We start from the raw sequence: 17,714 nt of genomic DNA, 5'->3' as shown, positions 1-17,714 counted from the left end.
GGAGCGCGCGGGGCCATTAGGCTTAACGCCCGTGACCTCCGCGCGCCTTCCGCTCTTCCCGCTGAACACGGTGCTGTTCCCGGGGCTCGTCATGCCCCTGAACGTCTTCGAGCAGCGGTATCGCGCCATGATGCGCGATCTGTTGGCGCTCCCCGAGGACGCGCCGCGCCGCTTCGGCGTCATCGCCATCCGGGACGGCCGCGAGGTCGCGGCCACCGCGGTCGGCCTTCCGGACCCCACCGCCGAGCCCGAGCGCGGCGCGGCGGCCGGGTTCGGGCCCGACCCGATGAAGTCCTTCCACGCCGTCGGCTGTATCGCGGACGCGGCCACCATCCGCAAGCAGAAGGACGGCACCTTCGAGGTGCTCGCCACCGGCACCACCCGCTTCGAGCTGCGCTCGGTCGACTCCTCCGGGCCGTATCTGACGGCCGAGGTCGACGAGCTCGACGAGAAACCGGGGGACGGCGCCGGGGCGCTGGCCTCGGGGGTCGTACGCGCCTTCCGCACCTACCAGAAGCGGCTCGCGGGGGCCCGCGAGCGCACCCTGGCCGCCCAGCAGGAGCTGCCGGGCGAGCCGTCCGTGCTCTCGTACCTGGTCGCGGCCGCCGCCGTGCTCGACACGCCCGCCAAGCAGCGGCTGCTCCAGGCCCCCGACACCGCCACCCGGCTGGCCGAGGAGCTGAGAATGCTGCGCGCGGAGAGCGCGGTCATCGGTAAGCTCCCGTCGCTACCGGCGGTCGATCTGACCCGCCACCCCACCAGCCCCAACTGAGCACACCACCGGATATGGCCAAGAAGAAGTCCTCCGCCGGTACCCCGGCCACCACCGCCCTGACCGCGGCGGGCACCGACTTCACGGTGCACGCCTACGAGCACGACCCGGCGGCCCCCTCGTACGGCGAGGAGGCCGCGCAGGCCCTGGGCGTGGACCCCGCCCGGGTCTTCAAGACCCTGATCGCGAACGTCGACGGCGGCCTCACCGTCGCGGTGGTGCCCGTCTCCGCCACGCTCGACCTCAAGGCCCTGGCGGCGGCGGTGGGCGGCAAGCGCGCGGCGATGGCCGACCCGGCGGCGGCCGAGCGCACCACGGGCTATGTGCTGGGCGGGATCTCCCCGCTCGGCCAGCGCAAGCGCCTGCCCACGGCCCTGGACGCGTCGGCGGCCGCGTACGAGACGATCTGCGTCTCGGCGGGCCGCCGCGGGCTGGAGGTCGAGCTGTCGCCGAAGGATCTCGCCACGCTCACGGACGCGGTGCTGGCGCCGATCGCGCGCTTCGACGCCCGGCACGCGCCGCCCGTGGTCTGAGACGCCGAAGGCGCTCGCGTCAGGACGAGGACGCCGTGCGCTTCACGTCCGCGGCGGTGGCCTCGACGCAGAACTTCCGCCACTTCGGGCTGCCGTCGGAGTCGTCGGGCTCGGCGCAGGCCTGGAGCCGGAACTTCCCTTCGGCCGGGACCATCGAGGTGTGGTTGTCGTTCCCGGTGGCGATGACGTCCCGGGCCGGTTTGCCGCCCTCGGGCGTGATGACGACCTGGTCGCCCACCTCGGCGCTGGTGATCTTGGCCCAGGCCGCCTCGCAGTACGGGCTGTACTTGAGCTGGAGGACCACTGGCTGATCCTTTTGGCGCAGCACCTGGGCGTCGTCGTCGCAACCGGCCTCGGCGGGCTTCAGCGTCCGGCACCGCTCGCCCCTGCACTCCTCGGCCTTACCGCCGGTCAGGCCGGCCGCCGAGGACGGCCGCGCCTGGTCGTCGCCCCCGCTGTCGCTCTCGAACAGCCCGGACACCACAGCCGCGGCCACCGCGGCGACCACCGCGACGACCGTGGCACCCACGAGTGTCTGCGGTCCATGGCTGCCGATCCAGGAGCCGATCCGCCGTAAACGGCTCCGCGCGCCTCCGCTGCCGCTCGGCGCCGGGTCCGGGGCCGGGGTGGGGTCCGGGGCTGGGTCCGGGGCTGGGTCCGATCCCGGGGACGGAGACGTGGACGCTCCACCGTTGTCCGATCCCATGGCCACCTCCCAGAGGGGTTCCACTACGCCAGACTGGTTCACCCGAAGTATCACAGTGATGACCGACAGTGAACAGAGCGCATGTCAGCCGGTCCGTGGTGCGCTATCCGCCGCCGACCACGGTCAGCGCCCGCACCACATGTCCGTCGCGGATCTCCACATCCAGCTCGGCGCCGGCCCCGAGCGGGGTCCGTACGGCGAGCGCCACCCCCGTCAGCCGCCCGCTCTGCCGCGTCCACTCCAGCCCGACCAGCACGTCGGCGGCCAGTGCGCCGGGGTCGGGGCCGCTCGGCCGGGGTGGGCGCCACACGGGCGCCGGGCGCCCCCAGGGCTCGCTCACCCCCTCGATCCGGCGGAGATAGGCGCGTCTCGACCAGGCGGGCGAGGCGAGGTGGGCCAGGGCCGACCGGACCGCCGCCGGGGTCTCCAGCACCACCTCGGCCCGGCCTTCCGCCAGCGCCGTCTCCAGCAGCGTCTCCGGCACGGCCCGGGGCCCGGCGCCGGTCGGGCCGGCCTTCAGCACGACCCCCGTCCGCCGGTCGTCCGCCGGGGTCGCGAGCCGGCCGGAGGGCCGGCCGGCGTCCGGCGGGACCGGGTCCGCCCCCGCCGCCAGGCGGCGTACCTCGGCGACGAGCGCCGTGAGGTCTTCGCATGAGGTGACGACGCCGGTCGGGCCGGTCACCAGCCAGCCCCCGCTCCCCGCCGTCACCCGCACCCCGGGCCGGGCGCCCGCGCGCAGCGCCGCGGCGGCCACGGCCCGACGGGCCGCGAGCCCGCTGGTCCACGGCCGCGCCCAGTCGAACGCGCCGCGCTCTCCGCACGCCCCGCACATCCCGCGTCTCCTTCCTCCCGGCCGGACCGTCCGACCGCACCGACCGGATACGGCCTACGGCATGACGTCGCCGCTGTTGGGGCCGAGGGTCTGGCCGACGTACAGATTGCCACCGGGGTCGCTGGCGAGCAGGACGGCGGTCGGCGCGACCTCCTCGGGCCGGCCGAACCGGCCCAGCGGCAGCTCCGCCTGTTTGGCGGCCTTCCACTCCGGGGTGATCGCGGCGACCATCGGCGTCTCGATCGGCCCCGGCGCGATGGCGTTCACCAGCACGCCCCGCTCCGCGACCTCCAGCGCCAGCGACTTGGTCAGCCCGATGACCCCGGCCTTGGCCGCGGCGTAGTGGGCCAGCGAGCGGCCGCCCTTGATGCCCAGCTGCGAGGCGATGTTGATGACCCGCCCCCAGCCGCGCTCCGCCATCTGCGGGACGGCGTAGCGGCAGCAGAGGAAGACCCCGGTGAGGTCGACCGCGATGGTCTCGGACCACTGCCGCGGGTCCATCTCCAACAGCGGCGCCTCGGTGAGGATGCCCGCGGCGTTGACCAGGATGTCGATGCCGCCGTACTCGCTCACCGCCGCCGACATCGCCGCCTCGACGACGGCCGCGTCGCTCACGTCCAGGGCCGTGTACCCGGCCGCGCCGCTCTCGGCGGCCACGGCCTTCGCGCGCTCCGCGTCGCGGTCGGCGACCACGACCCGGGCCCCTTCGGCCGCGTACGCCTCGACGACGGCCCGGCCGATGCCGCTGGCCCCGCCGGTGACGAGCGCGGTCCGTCCTGCCAGCACACCGCTCCTCATGTCGCGCCCCGTGTCCTTCCTTCTGTCCTCCGTCATGCCGGCATCCGCACGGTGAGTCCGCCGTCCACGACCAGGCTCTGCCCCGTGATGTACGAGGCGTCGTCCGAGGTCAGATAGGCGATCGCGGACGCGATCTCCTCGGGCCGCCCGACCCGCCCCATCGGGATGCCCGCCGCGGCGCGGGAGAGCCCGGCGGGGCCCAGCGAGTTGACGGGGTCGGTGGACTGCGGGGTTTCGATGAGCCCGGGGATGAGGGAGTTGACCCGTATCCCCCGCGGGGCGAGTTCGACCGCGAGGCTGCGGCACAGCCCCAGCACACCGGCCTTGGCGGCGGCGTAGTGGGCATGGTCGTCCCAGCCGTAGACCCCGCCCGCGATGGAGGACACCGCCACCATCGCGCCGGATCCGGCCATCCGCCGGGCGGCGGAGCGCAGGGTGCGCAGCACTCCGGTGAGGTCGACCGAGAGCATGTCGTCCCAGGCCTCGTCGGTGAGTTGGTCGAGCGGCGCCCGGCGCAGCACCCCGGCGTTGGCGACGGCGATGTCCAGGCGGCCGAAGGCGGTCAGGGCGCGTTCCGCGAACGCCTCGACCTGCGCGGGGTCGCGGACGTCCACCTCGTGGCGGACGCACTCCCCGCCCGCCGCGCGCACCAGACGCTCGGTCTCCCCAGGGTCGTGGGGGTCGCCGGGGTAGCTGCCGATGACGGTGCGCACCCCGCGGCGGGCGTACTCCACCGCGAGCGCGCGGCCGATGCCGCTGGCCGCGCCCGTGATGACGGCGACCGGCTGGTCGGACTGGTCTGTTCGTACCACTGTTGGTCTCCGGGTGGGTTCAGTCGTCGACGGTGTCGACGCTGCGGGCGGCGAACATCACGAAGCCGGACAGGAAGGTGCCGACCGCGCCGACGAGCAGTGCCGTCTGGTTCCAGTGCGCGCCGGAGGCGAGCATCGCGGTGGCGATCGCGCCGGCCGCGATGGCCCCGGGCTGGCTGAAGGCGTTGATGAACGAGGTGCCGGTGGCCCGGCACTGGGTGTCGTAGCACTCACCCATGTAGAAGAGCATCGCCGCGTACGGGCCGATCAGGAAGAACATCCCGAGCGAGTACAGGATCACCACGGAAACGGTGCCGTGGGCGACGGTCAGCATGAGGGCGAACAGGATCCCCGAGAGGATCCAGCCGAAGGCGATCACATTGCGGCGTCCGTAGCGGTCGCCGGCCCAGCCGTGGAAGAGATATCCGGCGAAGCCGACGGCGTTGATGACGATGAACAGCACCAGGGAGTTGGCGAAGCTGATGCCCTTGGCCTTGGTGAGGACCGTGGTGCCCAGGACGCTGAAGATCTGGATGCCGAACCAGTTGACCAGCCAGGCGAAGCTCAGCACCAGGGTGTTGCGGCGGGCGCGGCCGCGGAAGATCTCCACCAGCGGGGCGGCGGGGGTCTCGTCCACGCCGTACTCGGCGGCGAGCTGCCGGGCCTCGTCGGCCTTGCCCTCCTGGCGCAGCTTGCGCAGTCGCCGCTGGAGCTCGAACTGCGGGGTCTCGGGCAGGCCGCGGCGCAGCAGGGCGATGACGATGGCGGGGAAGGTGGCCAGCAGGAAACAGCCGCGCCAGCCGACGAGCGGGAGGAATATGGCCACGAAGGCGGCGGCGACCAGGGTGCCGACCGGCCAGCCGGACTGCACCAGGCTGTAGACGAAGCCGCGGCGCTTCTTGATCGCCTCGTCTTCGGTGACGGCGTAGATCTCGTTCAGGTAGGTGGTGTTGACGGCCTGTTCGGACAGTCCGAGGCCGCCGAGGGAGCGGATGCCGACCAGGTAGGAGGCGCTCATGGTGCCGGCCGAGGCGGCGGAGGCCAGGGCGGTGCCGGACACCGTGAGGATCATGCCCCTGCGGCGGCCGAGCCGGTCGACGAGCGGGCCGACGCCGAGGACGATGACGGCCGTTCCGACCGAGATCAGGGTGGAGACCAGGGCGGCGTGTTCCTCGCTCCACCCGAAGCGGTCGGAGATCTCCGGCAGGAGGGTGCCGAACAGGATGTAGTCGTAGACGGCGAAGACCCAGGCGCAGAAGGCGATGGCCGTCGCTCGTCTGGTGGTGCGGACCCCGATGCGCGGCAGTCTGCGGGTGGGGGTGGGCGTGGTGGGTTCGGAGGAGACGGTGGTCATGACAGGTGCCCCTTGTCGGAAGCGGGGGTTCGCCGCGCCGTCGCGGCGAGAGCGGGAGGGTGAGGGGGTTGCTTCGGCCGGGGGTGGGGCCGGGAGCCCGGCGGCGTATCGCCTGTCGTCCGGGGAGGGGTACCGGGGAGGGGTACCGCGCCCGGACGCGGGGTGGCCGCGCCCGGGGGCTGGGTCGAGCAGATGTCGGGCCCTGGGGAATGGGGCCCTGGGAAAACGGGCCCTGGGGAAGCGGGCCCTGGGGAAGCGGGCCCTGGGGAAGCGGGCCTGAAAGGGGAAGCGGGCCTGAAAGGGGAAGCGGGCCCTACGAAAGGGGGGTGCGGGTCTTGAAGTCGGTGGCGATCTCGTCGAACGTGGACCAGCGCACGCCCTCGTGACCGCTGATGTACTCGATGAGCCGCTCCAGCATGAGGAGCATCTGGGGCCGGCCGGAGACATCGGGGTGGATCGTCATGGTGAACGCGGCGTAGTCCATCTCGCGGTACACCCAGTCGAACTGGTCGCGCCAGGTCTGCTCCAGGTCGCGCGGGCTGACGAAGCCGTGGCTGTTCGCGCTCGCCTTGATGAACATCATGGGCGGCAGGTCGTCGAGGTACCAGTTGGCCGGGATCTCGATGAGCCCGGTCTCCTCCCCGCGCACCAGCGGCTTCATCCACTCCTCGGCCGGCCGCGAGTAGTCGATCTTCGTCCAGCTGTCCCCCACCCGGACGTGGTACGGCGTGAAGTCGTTGTGCATCAGCGAGTGGTCGTAGGTGATGCCGCGCTCGATCAGCAGCTCGTTGGTGACCGGCGAGAACTCCCACCAGGGGGCGACATAGCCGGTGGGGCGGCGGCCCGCGACCTTCTCGATGAGGTCGATGCCGCGGTCGAGTACGGCGCTCTCCTGGGCCCGGGTCATGGCGATGGGGTTCTCGTGCGAGTAGCCGTGGGCGCCGATCTCATGGCCCGCGTCGACCACCTGGCGGGTCTGGTCGGGGAAGGTCTCCACGGAGTGGCCGGGGATGAACCAGGTGGTGCGCAGCTCCTTCCGCTGGAACAGGCGGAGCAGCCGGGGCACCCCGACCTCTCCGGCGAACAGGCCGCGGGAGATGTCACAGGGCGAGTCCTCGCCGCCGTAGCTGCCCAACCAGCCCGCCACCGCGTCGACATCCACGCCGAACGCCACAAAGATCTCTTTAGCCATGGTGGTTCCTCTCCAGTGAGTTGTTGAGTTCGGCCCGCACCCGCGCCGGGTCGCCGTAGCAGCCGAGCAGGGCGATGAGCAGGATCCGCGCCTGGGACGGGCGCAGCGTGCCGGTGGGTACGGCCCCGGCCCGCAGCAGATCGGCGCCGCCGCCGTTGCCGTACACCGCGGCGACGGGCCCCGCCTGCACCCGGGTGGACAGGGCGACCACGACGCCGGAGGCGGTGAGCCGGGCCACCTCCTCGGCGACCGCCGGGTTGGCGTTGCCCGCGCCGGTGGCTTCGAGCACCACCGCCCGGGCGCCCGCGTCGGCCACCGCGCGCAGCGCCCGGGTGTCGCAGCCGGGGTAGCAGGCGACGATGTCGGTGCGCACCCGGTCGGGGTCGGGGCGGAAGGCCGCGAGGTCGAGCGGCTTGGGGCGGACCGGCACCGCCGAGATCGCCACCTCGCCGTCGCTCACCCGCCCCAGCGGGCCGCCGTCGGGGGCGGCGAAGGCGGCGGGGGCGGTGGTGTGCGCCTTACGGGTGCCCCGCGCCGGGTAGATCTGGCCGTCGAAGGAGACCAGCGCGCCCAGGTCGCGCGCTTCGGCGGCGGCCGCCACGGCGATGGCGTCCGCGAGGTTGCGCGGGCCGTCGCTGTCCGCGGCGTCCGCCGGGCGCATGGCTCCGGTGAACACCACGGGCCGCGGATCGTTGTGGAAAAGGTCCGTCAGATACGCGGTCTCTTCGAGGGTGTCGGTGCCGTGGGTGACGACGACCCCGCTCACCGCCTCGTCCGCCAGCGCCTCGCGGGCGGCCACGGCGACGCCGTGCATATCGGCCGGGGTCAGCAGATAGCTGCCCAGGCAGAACACGTCCTTCGCTTCGACCGCCACCCCCACGGGCCAGGGGAGCCGCTCCAGCAGAGCGTCCGCCGGATCGGCGGCGAGCCTGGTGCCCTGGGCGTCATGGCGCGTGGCAATGGTTCCGCCCGTCGACAGCACGACGATTCTGCGCACCCCTGCCTCCTCATCCACGGATAACTGCGGCCACGGAAAGCCGTGGCGCAAAATCACGCCACCGTGGCTCGATTCATTGCCCAAACGTTTGGCGCAATCGTTTGGGTAGGATGTGCGTCACCGACGGCGGGTGTCAAGGGGTCCGCTGTTACCATCGCGCTAACTGGCTGTACCGAGGTCCGTGTACGGCAGTGGACAACCGGAGGCCGAGCCGAAGTGGGCACGCAGCGAGCAAGACCGGTCACCCTGCGGACCATCGCCGACCAGCTCGGTCTGCATGTCTCCACGGTCTCGCGGGTGTTGCACGCCAAACCGGATGAAAGCCTGCGCGCCGCCTCGAGCACCACGGTCGAGCGCATCCGCCGGCTCGCCGACGAACTCGGCTACCAGCCCAACCCTCATGCGACGAGCCTGCGCACGCGGCGCAGCAATCTGGTCGGCGTGCTGGTCCCCCGGCTGTCCGACATCGTGCTCGCGACGATCTACGAGGGCGTCGAGGAGGCCGCCGCCGAACACGGCCTGTCGACCTTCGTCGCCAACACGGGCGACAACCCCGAGACCCAGCGCGCCCGCACCAACATGGTCATCGGGCGGCGCGTCGACGGCATGATCTTCGGCGACGCGTATGTGGACGGGCGCTTCCTCGACGAGGTGGCCGGCCGGGACGTACCGTTCGTCCTCGTCAGCCGCACCGCGGCCGCCCACCCCTCGGTGACCTGCGACGACTACCTCGGCGGCCGTCTGGTCGCCGAGCATCTGCTGTCGCTCGGCCACCGCGATGTGGCCGTGGTCGCGGGCGAGCCGTACGCCAGCACGGGCATCGACCGCACGGCCGGGCTCGTGGACCGCTACCGCGAGGCGGGGTTCCCCGTTCCGGCGGACCGCATCACACACTCCCGCTTCGACGTCTCCGGCGGCCACGAGGCGACCGCGCGGCTGCTGGACACCCCGGACCCGCCGACGGCGGTCTTCGCGGTCAACGACTTCGCGGCCATCGGCGCGATCGGCGCGCTGCGCAACCGGGGGCTGCGGGCCGGAGCGGATGTGGCCGTCGTGGGCTTCAACGACACGCCTCTGGCGGCGGAGTTGCCGCTCCCGCTCACCACGGTCAGATCGCCCATGCTGGACATGGGCCGCCGGGGGCTGAGGCTTCTGGTCAGGCTGCTGGAGGGAGAGCCGGTGGAGTCCGAGCGCCTCGCCCCGGAGCTGATCGTCCGGGCCTCCAGCGTCCCGTCCTGAACGAAGCGGAGCGCGCCGGCCCGGAGCGCACCGGGCCGGGCACCCGCGCCCGGATTACTTCGGCCCCTGCGGTCCCAAGGGCCCCTGCGGCCCCAGCGGACCCAGCTCCGCCGGCTCCTCGTCCCGCGGCCCGAACAGCGCGGTGAGCCCCAGATGCACCGCCATGGCCGCCAGCGACCAGGCCAGTAGCGCGCCCTTGGCCCCCAGCTTCAGCGGCTCGTCGAACGTCACGCCCCGGCCCACCGCCCTGGCGTGGGCCTCGATGCTCGACTCCGGCCCGAGCCACACGCCGAGCCGCCAGGCGATCACAGAGGCCAGCACCCCGCCGATGGCGAGCCCCACGACCAGCGCGATCCCGCCCCGCCGGAAGAACCAGAAGACGACGGCCGCGGACACCGCGCCGAAGGCCAGCGCCCACAGGGCGAACACCGCGTCCGCCCCCATCGCCTGCTCGCCCTCCGCGTCCTTCGGGTAGATATCGTCGCCGATCCAGACCAGCGGCACCCGCGGCGCGAGCCACAGCCACACCAGCCCGAGCAGCACCCCGGACACCGCCACCCCGATCGCCACCAGCGCCGCCTGCACCAGCTCGGCGCGCAGCTCGGGGCCGGGCTCGGACTGGTCCGGAGCCGAGGGGCCCGGCCCGGAGTGGTCCGGAGCGGAGGGGTACGGCACGGCACCTCCATACGGAGCCTGATGCGGCTGATGCGGCTGTTGGGGCTGATCGTGCGGAGTCAACGGTGCGGTCACCCCGTCATGGTGCCAGGCGATGGGCGTACTGCGGTCGGCGGGAGGCCCGCCGTGGCGCGTCACCGCACGGCTGCCCGCCGATACGCCCAGGTCGCGGCGGTCAGCGAGATCACCGCCACGCCCGCGCACACCCCGAGGTCCACACAGACCACGAGCCAGTCGGGCCGTCCGTCGAAGGACCGCGCCAGTGCCTCCACACCGTACGTCGACGGCAGCAGATCGCGCAGGTACGACACCGGGGCAGGCATCCGCTCGGCGGGCAGCACGCCCAGCAGCAGCGCGGCCGACATGCCCAACTGCCCGCACAGCGTGGCCAGTTCCTGACGGGGCGCGAGCAGCCCGAGCGCCGCGCCCAGACCCGCGAGCGCCGCGCCGGACAGCGGGATCACCGCGACCAGCACCCACAGATGCGCCATCGGCAGCTGGAACAGCACGCTCCCCACCACCGCGGTGACCACCGTCCCGGGCGCGGTGAAGGAGGCGTACGCGGCGGCCGCGCCGAGCACGACGGCGGCGGGCGGCACCGGCAGGGTCGCGTAGTGGTCGAGCCCTCCGCTCGCCCGCAGCTGCCCGAAGTACTGTGCCAGCAGGTTCAGCGCGACGAACGCCACGACCAGCACGCTGGACCCGGCGACCACGGACCGCGCCTCCACCCCGCCGTCCACGACCCCGCGCATCAGGACCATGATCCCGACGGACTGGAACGTCGCCACGAACAGCAGCGGGATCCGGGCCACCCGGGCCCGGGACAGCTGCGCCCGGTAGACGGCGGCCAGCGCGGGCAGCAGCCGCGCCGGCGCCGCGAGCGGGGCGGGCGCGGCGTCGCCGCCGGGCCACGGCGCCCCGCCGGCCCCGGCCAGGGCGTCTTCGCCGGACACGGCCTCCGCGGGCACGACACTCACCTTGCGCTGCTCCTGTTCCCCGCGATGGCCGCGGCGCCTGTGGTCACCACGTCTGTGGTCCTCACGCCTGTGGTCGTCACGCCTGTGGTCGTCACGCCTGTGGTCGTCACGCCTTCACCAGCCCCTCCGCCCCCTCCGAGCGGCCGCCGAGCGCGAGATAGACGTCCTCCAGGCTAGGGGTCGTCAGCGTGAAGTCGTCGAGCGCGGCGAAGGCGGGGCCGCCGGTCACCGTGGCGATGGCCGCCCGGGCCTCGTCCGGGGCCATCCGCAGCGTCCAGCGCCGCCCGGAGGCCTGCGCGGCCTCCCGGAGCGCCGCGACCCCGGGCACGTCCAGCGGAGGCTCGTCGCGCCAGACGAGTTCCACCCGGACCTCGTCGGCGACCAGCGTCTTCAGCCCGGCCGGGGTGTCGCAGGCGATGACCCGGCCCCGGTCCAGCACCGCCACCCGGTCCAGCACGGTCTCCGCCTCGATCACGTTGTGGGTGACCAGCAGCACCGTCGCCCCGCGCTCCGCGCGCCGCCGGTCGACCGCGGCCCACACCGCGCGCCGGGCGATGGGGTCCATCCCGGTGGTCGGCTCGTCCAGCACCAGCAGCGGCCGCTCCCCCACCAGCGCGGCGGCGAAGCAGGCCAGCCGCCGCTGCCCGCCGGAGAGCTTCTTGAGCGGGCGCCCGGCCAGCTCGCCGAGGCCCAGCTCCTCGATCACCGCGTCCCGCTCCGCGCGGGCCGCGCGCACATCAAGACCGCGCAGCCGCCCCGTCGTCTCGGCGGCGAGCGCGACGGTCAGCTCGTCCAGCGCGGTCGAGTCCTGCCCCAGATAGCCGAGGAGGCGCGCCGCGCGCTCGGGGTGGCGTACGAGATCGTGGCCGAGCACCCGGACGCTGCCCTCGTCGGGGCGGAGCAGCCCGGTGAGCTGGCGCACCAGGGTGGACTTTCCGGCGCCGTTCGGGCCGAGCAGCCCGAACACCTCACCGCGGCGCACGTCGAGGTCGATGCGGTCGCTGGCCCGGACGGCGGGCGCGGCGGGCACCCCTCGGCGGCCGCGCGCGGCGGGATAGGTCTTGACCAGACCGCGCACGGTGCACACCACATCGCCGCCCACAGCCTGTTTCGCGCCCGTCCTCACGAGCTATGAGAGTACGCGCCCAATCACCCGAGCCCGCCCTCGGGTCGCCCACAGCCACCACTGGGCAGAGCGCTCCCAGCCGGATGGCGGTCTCAGTCCGGCGCCGGGGCGTGCTCGGCGGCCGTGCGGGTGTCGATCTCGCGCCAGAACCCCGCCCGGATCGCATAGCGGTCGTGCTCGTCGATCTGGTCGTCCTTATGGGCGAGCAGCCCGAAGCGCGCGGCGTAGCGGAGCAGTTCCCCGTCGATGCGGTGCGGGATGCGGGGGTATTCGGTGGAGAGCTGCTGGAGGTGGCCCGGGTCGGAGAGCCGCTCGATCCAGCGGCGGGCGAAGACCTGGCCCACCTCGAAGGGGTCGCCGCTGACGGTGGTGATGTCCTCCTCCCGGTCGGCCCAGCGCTGCTCCGGGCTGGTGAGCTGGGCCAGCATGGGCAGCCCCGCGGTCTCCGGCGGCTCGCCGAGCCCGGTGCCCGAGCCGCGCTCGATCCAGCCCTTGTCGGAGGACCAGCGCAGCGTGGCGCTGGGGGCCGGGTGGGGGCCGGGGTGGCTCCCGGCGGGGCCGCGGCCGAGGTCCGCGAGGTCCTTGGGCGTGGGCACCCCTCTGCCGCCGGGGGCGGAGCCCGTCTCCGTGCCGTCCGCCGGGGCGGTGGCCGTGCCGGGGCCGGCGGCGTCGGAGCCGCCGGCCGGGGCCGCGTCGGCGGCGGACCGCCCGGGGGCGTCCGCGGCGCGGGCGGGGCCGCCGCGCCGCGCGGTGCCGTTGCGGCCGGGGGCCAGCTCGCCGGGGACGCCCGGCACCCCGGCGACCGCCCCGGTGGCGGCCGCGGCGGCGGTCTCGGGCAGCGGGGCGGAGAGGATGGCCGCGATCTCCGGCCGGGGCTCGGAGACGGGCGCGCAGACCCCGGTGAGGTCCTTGGCGCGGACGGCCCGGGTGATCCACGCGCGGTCCAGGACCCGCCGCTCATCGGCCTCGGCGACGAGGTCCTCGGACTGGTTGTAGTCGCCGTCGGCGGCCTGGACGGCCCACAGGTGGACGGCCACGCCGTGTTCCTTCGCGGACATCAGGCCGGGCAGCAGGTCGCCGTCGCCGGTGACGAGCACGATGTCGGAGCAGGCGCGGTTGCGGGCCAGCTCGGTGAGCTCGGCGTGCATGGCGGCGTCCACGCCCTTCTGCGCCCAGCGGCCGTCGCTGCGGGTCAGGGCGCCCAGCCGGACGGTGACGCGGGGCATGACGCGCAGCCGCCGGTGCTCGGGCTGGGGGACGCGGTCGGGGGCTCCGTCGAACCAGTAGATGCGCAGCAGTGGTCGCTCGGTCTCGGCTTCGGCGCGCTCGCGCAGTCCCTGGATGAGGGTCGCGTGGTCGACTGAGATGCGGGACCGGGCTGGCTCCCCGGCGAGCAGGCTCGCGGCGGCGCCCAGCAGATAGCCGGCGTCCACCAGGACGACGCAGCGGTCCACGTTCCACCCTCTTTCCTGAAGTCCAGTCCTCTGTCGCCCCCCGTGCGCAGCCGTGCCTCAGATTCGCGTGTTCGGCCTTATCTGGAGTGTGCCCGACGATGCGGGGGTTATCAGTCCGAACTGGATCACTGGCGTGGCGGATACGGCCTACCCTCGAAGACCCTCCTTCTCACTCACCGTAATTGCCCGAAATGCAGCCTTCGCTCGGACGTGCCAGTGTTCTTCACGGAGGGCTCTTCCTCTGGGGGGGGCGATCCCAACTGGAGGCACAGCACCATGGCTAAGAACAAGAACCGCGACCGCAAGCAGCAGCAACAGCAGCAGCGGCAGGGCCGCGGGATGGCCGAACGCCAGGGCGAGCAGTCCCAGGACTCGTCGACGGACGAGCAGTCGCAGGCCATGCGGTCGGAGGGCGGCCAGGCGGCCCCTTCGGCCACTGCCCGTAAGGACCGGCAGAAGAGCTTCGGCCACAATTGACAGCCGCCGGAAAGCGGTTGAGGGGCGCGCCCGGTGCGGGCGCGCCCCTCTCGCGAATGATGGTCCGTCAGCCGGCCAGGCAGGACGGGCCCAGCAGCACCTTCAGGTCGCCGAACAGTGCGGGGTCGGCGGTGACGCGGTGCCGGTCGAGCCGGAGGACCGTCGTCTTCCGCGCCCCCTGGAGCTTGATCCGCACCTCGGTGGAGCCCCGGTGGTGGGTGAGCACCTCGCCGAGCTTCTCGACCAGCGGCGGGGTGACCTTCACCGTGGGGATGGTGATCGTGACGGGCGCGTTGGCCCCGGCCTCGGAGAGGTCGGGGACCATGAGCTCCATGGCGACCAGCCGGGGCACGTCCTCGCGCTTGTCGAGGCGTCCCTTGACGAACACGACGGTGTCCTCGACCAGCTGGGTGGAGACCAGCTGGTAGGTGGCGGGGAAGAACATGCAGTCGATGGAGCCCGCCAGATCCTCGACGGTGGCGATGGCCCAGGCGTTGCCCTGCTTGGTCATCTTGCGCTGGAGACCCGAGATGATGCCGCCGATGGTGACCACTGCCCCATCGGCATGCTCACCACCGGTGAGCTGGGCGATGGCGGCGTCGGCCTTGTCGTTGAGGACGTGCTCGATGCCGAAGAGCGGGTGGTCGGAGACGTACAGGCCGAGCATCTCGCGCTCCTGGGCCAGCAGATACGCCTTGTCCCACTCGATGTCGGAGAACTCGACGTCGAGCCCGAAGCCCGGCCCGTCGCCCCCGCCGTCGTCGCCGCCCATCCCGCCGAAGAGGTCGAACTGCCCCTCGGCCTCCTTGCGCTTCACCGCGACCACGTTGTCGATCATGGTCTCGTAGTGGGCCGTCAGCCCCTTGCGGGTGTGGCCCATCTCGTCGAAGGCCCCGGCCTTGATCAGCGATTCGGTGGTGCGCTTGTTGCACACGACCGCCTCGACCTTGTCCAGGTAGTCCGGGAACGAGGCGTACTTCCCCTTCGACTTACGGCCCCGGATGATCGCCTCGACGACGTTGGCGCCCACGTTCCGGACCGCGGTGAGACCGAAGAGGATCACATCGTCACCCTGGGCGGCGAAGTTCGCCTCGGACTCGTTGACGTTCGGCGTGAGCACCTTGATGCCCATGCGGCGGCACTCGTTGAGGTAGATCGCCGACTTGTCCTTGTCGTCGCGCACCGAGGTGAGCAGCGCGGCCATGTACTCGGCGGGGAAGTTGGCCTTCAGATACGCGGTCCAGTACGTGACCAGGCCGTACGCGGAGGAGTGGGCCTTGTTGAAGGCGTAGCCGGCGAACGGGACCAGCACGTCCCACACCGCCTGGATGGCCGCGTCGGAGTAGCCGCGGTCGCGGCAGCCCTTCTGGAAGGGCACGAACTCCTTGTCGAGGACTTCCTTCTTCTTCTTGCCCATCGCGCGCCGCAGCAGGTCGGCCTGGCCGAGCGAGTAGCCCGCGAGCACCTGGGCGGCCTTCTGCACCTGCTCCTGGTAGACGACCAGGCCGTAGGTGATGCCGAGGACCTCCTTGAGCGGCTCCTCCAGCTCCGGGTGGATCGGGGTGATCTCCTGCTGGGCGTTCTTCCGCAGCGCGTAGTTGATGTGCGAGTTCATGCCCATCGGGCCCGGCCGGTAGAGGGCCGAGACGGCGGAGATGTCCTCGAAGTTGTCGGGCTTCATCATGCGCAGCAGGGAGCGCATGGGGCCGCCGTCGAACTGGAAGACGCCGAGCGTGTCACCCCGGCACAGCAGCTCATAGGTCTTGGGGTCGTCCAGCGGCAGCTCGAGCAGCTTGAGGTCGACGCCCTTGTTCTGGCGCACCATCTTGACCGCGTCATCCATGATGGTCAGGTTGCGCAGGCCGAGGAAGTCCATCTTCAGCAGGCCGAGCGACTCGCAGGTGGGGTAGTCCCACTGGGTCACGACCTGGCCGTCGTTCTTCGGCGAGAAGACCGGCACATGCTCGGTCACGGTCTCGCTGGACATGATCACGCCCGCGGCGTGCACACCCATCTGCCGCACCAGGCCCTCGATGCCGCGGGCGGTGTCGATGACCTTCTTGACATCCGCCTCGTTCTCGTACATCCCGCGCACCTCGGCCGCCTCGCTGTAGCGGGGGTGCTTCTCGTCGGTGATGCCGGACAGCGGGATGCCCTTGCCGAGCACATCGGCGGGCATGGCCTTGGTGATCCGGTCGCCCATCGCATACGGGTAGCCGAGCACCCGGGCCGAGTCCTTGATCGCGTTCTTGGCCTTGATGGTGCCGTACGTGCCGATCTGGGCGACCTTGTCGGCGCCGTATTTCTCGGTGACGTACCTGATCACCTCGCCGCGCCTGCGCTCGTCGAAGTCGATGTCGACATCGGGCATGGACACGCGCTCGGGGTTCAGGAACCGCTCGAAGATCAGACCGTGGTCGATCGGGTCGAGGTCGGTGATGCCCATCGCGTACGCGACGATCGAGCCGGCCGCGGAGCCACGGCCGGGGCCCACCGCGATGCCGTTGTTCTTCGCCCACATGATGAAGTCGGCGACCACGAGGAAGTAGCCCGGGAACCCCATCTGGATGATGACGTCCATCTCGTACTCGGCCTGCTTCTGGCGGTCATCCGGGACCCCGGCCGGGTACCGGCGCTCCATGCCGCGCTTGACCTCCTCCTGGAACCAGGAGACCTCCGTGTAGCCCTCGGGCACGTCGAAGCGCGGCATCAGGTCGCGCTTGTCGAACCACCCGGTGGCGTCGATCTGCTCGGCGACCAGCAGGGTGTTGCGGCACCCCTCCTGCCAGGCGTCGGAGGAGTCGATGGCGTACATCTCGTCCGTCGACTTCAGGTAGTAGCCGGTGCCGTCGAAGCGGAAGCGGTCGGGGTCGGAGAGGTTCTTGCCGGTCTGGACGCACAGCAGCGCGTCATGGGCCACGGACTCACGGGAATAGGTGTAGTGCGAGTCATTGGTGACCAGCGGGGGGATGCCGAGCTTCTTGCCGATCTCCAGCAGGCCGTCGCGGACCCGGTGCTCGATCTCGATGCCGTGGTCCATCAGCTCCAGGAAGTACCGGTCCTTGCCGAAGATGTCCTGGTACTCCGAGGCGGCCTTGAGAGCCTCGTCGAACTGGCCGAGCCGCAGCCGGGTCTGCAACTCGCCGGACGGGCAGCCCGTGGAGGCGATCAGGCCCTCCGACCACTGGGCGATGGTCTCCTTGTCCATCCGGGGCCACTTGACGAAATAGCCCTCCATATAGGCGTCCGAGGAGAGCCGGAAGAGGTTGTGCAGACCGGCCTTGTTGGAGGCCCAGATCGTCTTGTGGGTGTAACCGCCGGAGCCGGAGACGTCGTCCCGCTTCTGGTGCGGCTGGCCCCACTGGACCCGTCGTTTGTAGCGCCGCGACTCGGGGGCGACATACGCCTCGATCCCGATGATCGGCGTGATGCCCGCGCCGGTCGCCTGCTGGTAGAAGTCGTACGCGCCGTGGAGGTTGCCATGGTCGGTCATGGCGATGTGCGTCATGCCCATTTCCTGGCAGGCGTTGAACATGTCCTTGAGCCGCGCCGCACCGTCCAGCAGCGAGTACTGGGTGTGGACATGCAGGTGCGTGAAGGGCGGCTTGGTCACGGTGGCAGACCTCCGGCGAACGGTCGATGAAGGGTGTGCGGAACAGCTCCGAAGGTTACCCCTCCGGACTGACAGCGGACGGGCACCCACGAGTAGCCTCAGGCGTTGGGACGGACGGACGGGCCGTCCCGTTCGCGATCTTCGTCATGCTCTTCTT

Annotated in this window: 16 protein-coding genes; 4 read left to right on the top strand and 12 right to left on the bottom strand. The window is 72.0% G+C overall.

The window, feature by feature from the left end:
- Nucleotides 1-31: 31 nt before the first annotated feature.
- Both ABTY62_RS21335 and ybaK read left to right on the top strand, forming a co-directional pair.
- Nucleotides 32-772: an LON peptidase substrate-binding domain-containing protein gene (locus tag ABTY62_RS21335; RefSeq protein WP_352131005.1), complete on the top strand. Its 741-nt coding sequence runs from the start codon at nt 32-34 to the stop codon at nt 770-772.
- 14 nt (nt 773-786) lie between these two features.
- Entirely contained in the window at nt 787-1,305 is a 519-nt protein-coding gene (gene ybaK, locus ABTY62_RS21330) for a Cys-tRNA(Pro) deacylase (protein ID WP_352131004.1), read from the top strand.
- A gap of 19 nt (nt 1,306-1,324) precedes the next feature.
- Here ybaK and ABTY62_RS21325 read toward each other — a convergent pair whose 3' ends face one another.
- The 7 genes from ABTY62_RS21325 to ABTY62_RS21295 all read right to left on the bottom strand — a co-directional run bounded on the left by ABTY62_RS21325 (nt 1,325) and on the right by ABTY62_RS21295 (nt 7,996).
- The gene (locus ABTY62_RS21325; RefSeq protein WP_352131003.1) at nt 1,325-1,834 is read right to left on the bottom strand and encodes a DUF2690 domain-containing protein; all 510 of its coding nucleotides are present in this window, start codon (nt 1,832-1,834) and stop codon (nt 1,325-1,327) included.
- Between the two features lie 280 nt (nt 1,835-2,114).
- Complete coding sequence (locus ABTY62_RS21320; RefSeq protein WP_352131002.1) at nt 2,115-2,843, bottom strand: hypothetical protein; 729 nt, start codon at nt 2,841-2,843, stop codon at nt 2,115-2,117.
- A 54-nt stretch (nt 2,844-2,897) separates the two neighbouring features.
- Nucleotides 2,898-3,677, bottom strand: coding sequence for an SDR family NAD(P)-dependent oxidoreductase (locus ABTY62_RS21315; protein ID WP_352131000.1), 780 nt, complete (start codon nt 3,675-3,677; stop codon nt 2,898-2,900).
- The gene (locus ABTY62_RS21310; RefSeq protein ID WP_352130999.1) at nt 3,674-4,453 is read right to left on the bottom strand and encodes an SDR family NAD(P)-dependent oxidoreductase; all 780 of its coding nucleotides are present in this window, start codon (nt 4,451-4,453) and stop codon (nt 3,674-3,676) included. Before ABTY62_RS21310 ends, ABTY62_RS21315 begins: the two co-directional genes overlap by 4 nt.
- Before the next feature lie 19 nt (nt 4,454-4,472).
- On the bottom strand, nt 4,473-5,807 hold the full coding sequence (locus tag ABTY62_RS21305; protein WP_352130998.1) for an MFS transporter: 1,335 nt from the start codon (nt 5,805-5,807) through the stop codon (nt 4,473-4,475).
- A 313-nt stretch (nt 5,808-6,120) separates the two neighbouring features.
- A complete protein-coding gene (locus tag ABTY62_RS21300; protein ID WP_352130997.1) occupies nt 6,121-6,999 on the bottom strand; it encodes a polysaccharide deacetylase family protein in 879 nt (292 codons plus the stop codon).
- Nucleotides 6,992-7,996 (bottom strand): asparaginase, encoded by a 1,005-nt coding sequence (locus tag ABTY62_RS21295; RefSeq protein ID WP_352130996.1) that lies wholly within the window; start codon nt 7,994-7,996, stop codon nt 6,992-6,994. The genes ABTY62_RS21300 and ABTY62_RS21295 overlap by 8 nt, the downstream gene beginning before the upstream one ends.
- 216 nt (nt 7,997-8,212) lie before the next feature.
- Between ABTY62_RS21295 and ABTY62_RS21290 the strand changes: the two genes are divergently transcribed.
- A complete protein-coding gene (locus ABTY62_RS21290; protein WP_352130994.1) occupies nt 8,213-9,235 on the top strand; it encodes a LacI family DNA-binding transcriptional regulator in 1,023 nt (340 codons plus the stop codon).
- A 54-nt stretch (nt 9,236-9,289) separates the two neighbouring features.
- Here the strand turns inward: ABTY62_RS21290 and ABTY62_RS21285 are convergent, their stop codons facing one another.
- The 4 genes from ABTY62_RS21285 to ABTY62_RS21270 all read right to left on the bottom strand — a co-directional run bounded on the left by ABTY62_RS21285 (nt 9,290) and on the right by ABTY62_RS21270 (nt 13,467).
- Nucleotides 9,290-9,910 (bottom strand): DUF2567 domain-containing protein, encoded by a 621-nt coding sequence (locus ABTY62_RS21285; protein WP_352130993.1) that lies wholly within the window; start codon nt 9,908-9,910, stop codon nt 9,290-9,292.
- Between the two features lie 134 nt (nt 9,911-10,044).
- Nucleotides 10,045-10,878 carry an ABC transporter permease gene (locus tag ABTY62_RS21280; protein WP_385351051.1) on the bottom strand — a complete coding sequence of 278 codons (834 nt, stop codon included), beginning with the start codon at nt 10,876-10,878 and terminating at the stop codon, nt 10,045-10,047.
- Nucleotides 10,879-10,993: 115 nt separating this feature from the next.
- A complete protein-coding gene (locus ABTY62_RS21275; protein WP_352130992.1) occupies nt 10,994-12,013 on the bottom strand; it encodes an ABC transporter ATP-binding protein in 1,020 nt (339 codons plus the stop codon).
- 92 nt (nt 12,014-12,105) lie between these two features.
- A complete protein-coding gene (locus ABTY62_RS21270; protein WP_352130991.1) occupies nt 12,106-13,467 on the bottom strand; it encodes an NYN domain-containing protein in 1,362 nt (453 codons plus the stop codon).
- Nucleotides 13,468-13,743: 276 nt separating this feature from the next.
- Here ABTY62_RS21270 and ABTY62_RS21265 point away from each other — a divergent pair, with 276 nt between their 5' ends.
- A complete protein-coding gene (locus tag ABTY62_RS21265) occupies nt 13,744-13,944 on the top strand; it encodes a hypothetical protein (RefSeq protein ID WP_352130990.1) in 201 nt (66 codons plus the stop codon).
- A gap of 67 nt (nt 13,945-14,011) precedes the next feature.
- On the opposite strand, the gene dnaE is transcribed toward ABTY62_RS21265, so the two are convergent.
- Entirely contained in the window at nt 14,012-17,557 is a 3,546-nt protein-coding gene (dnaE, locus tag ABTY62_RS21260) for a DNA polymerase III subunit alpha (RefSeq protein WP_352130989.1), read from the bottom strand.
- Nucleotides 17,558-17,714: the final 157 nt, after the last annotated feature.

Origin of the sequence: Streptomyces sp. NPDC097640, from assembly GCF_040302705.1 — a bacterium.
Lineage (GTDB): Bacteria > Actinomycetota > Actinomycetes > Streptomycetales > Streptomycetaceae > Streptomyces.
Note: the sequence above shows the minus strand (reverse complement) of the source record. Positions and strands in the feature narration are given on the sequence as shown.

Bases quoted from the DNA above. Each gene is read 5' to 3' on its own strand.
- ABTY62_RS21315 (WP_352131000.1), bottom strand. From the start codon at position 3,677: ATGACGGAGGACAGAAGGAAGGACACGGGGCGCGACATGAGGAGCGGT.
- ABTY62_RS21305 (WP_352130998.1), bottom strand. From the start codon at position 5,807: ATGACCACCGTCTCCTCCGAACCCACCACGCCCACCCCCACCCGCAGA.
- ybaK (WP_352131004.1), top strand. From the start codon at position 787: ATGGCCAAGAAGAAGTCCTCCGCCGGTACCCCGGCCACCACCGCCCTG.
- ABTY62_RS21320 (WP_352131002.1), bottom strand. From the start codon at position 2,843: ATGTGCGGGGCGTGCGGAGAGCGCGGCGCGTTCGACTGGGCGCGGCCG.
- ABTY62_RS21265 (WP_352130990.1), top strand. From the start codon at position 13,744: ATGGCTAAGAACAAGAACCGCGACCGCAAGCAGCAGCAACAGCAGCAG.
- ABTY62_RS21300 (WP_352130997.1), bottom strand. From the start codon at position 6,999: ATGGCTAAAGAGATCTTTGTGGCGTTCGGCGTGGATGTCGACGCGGTG.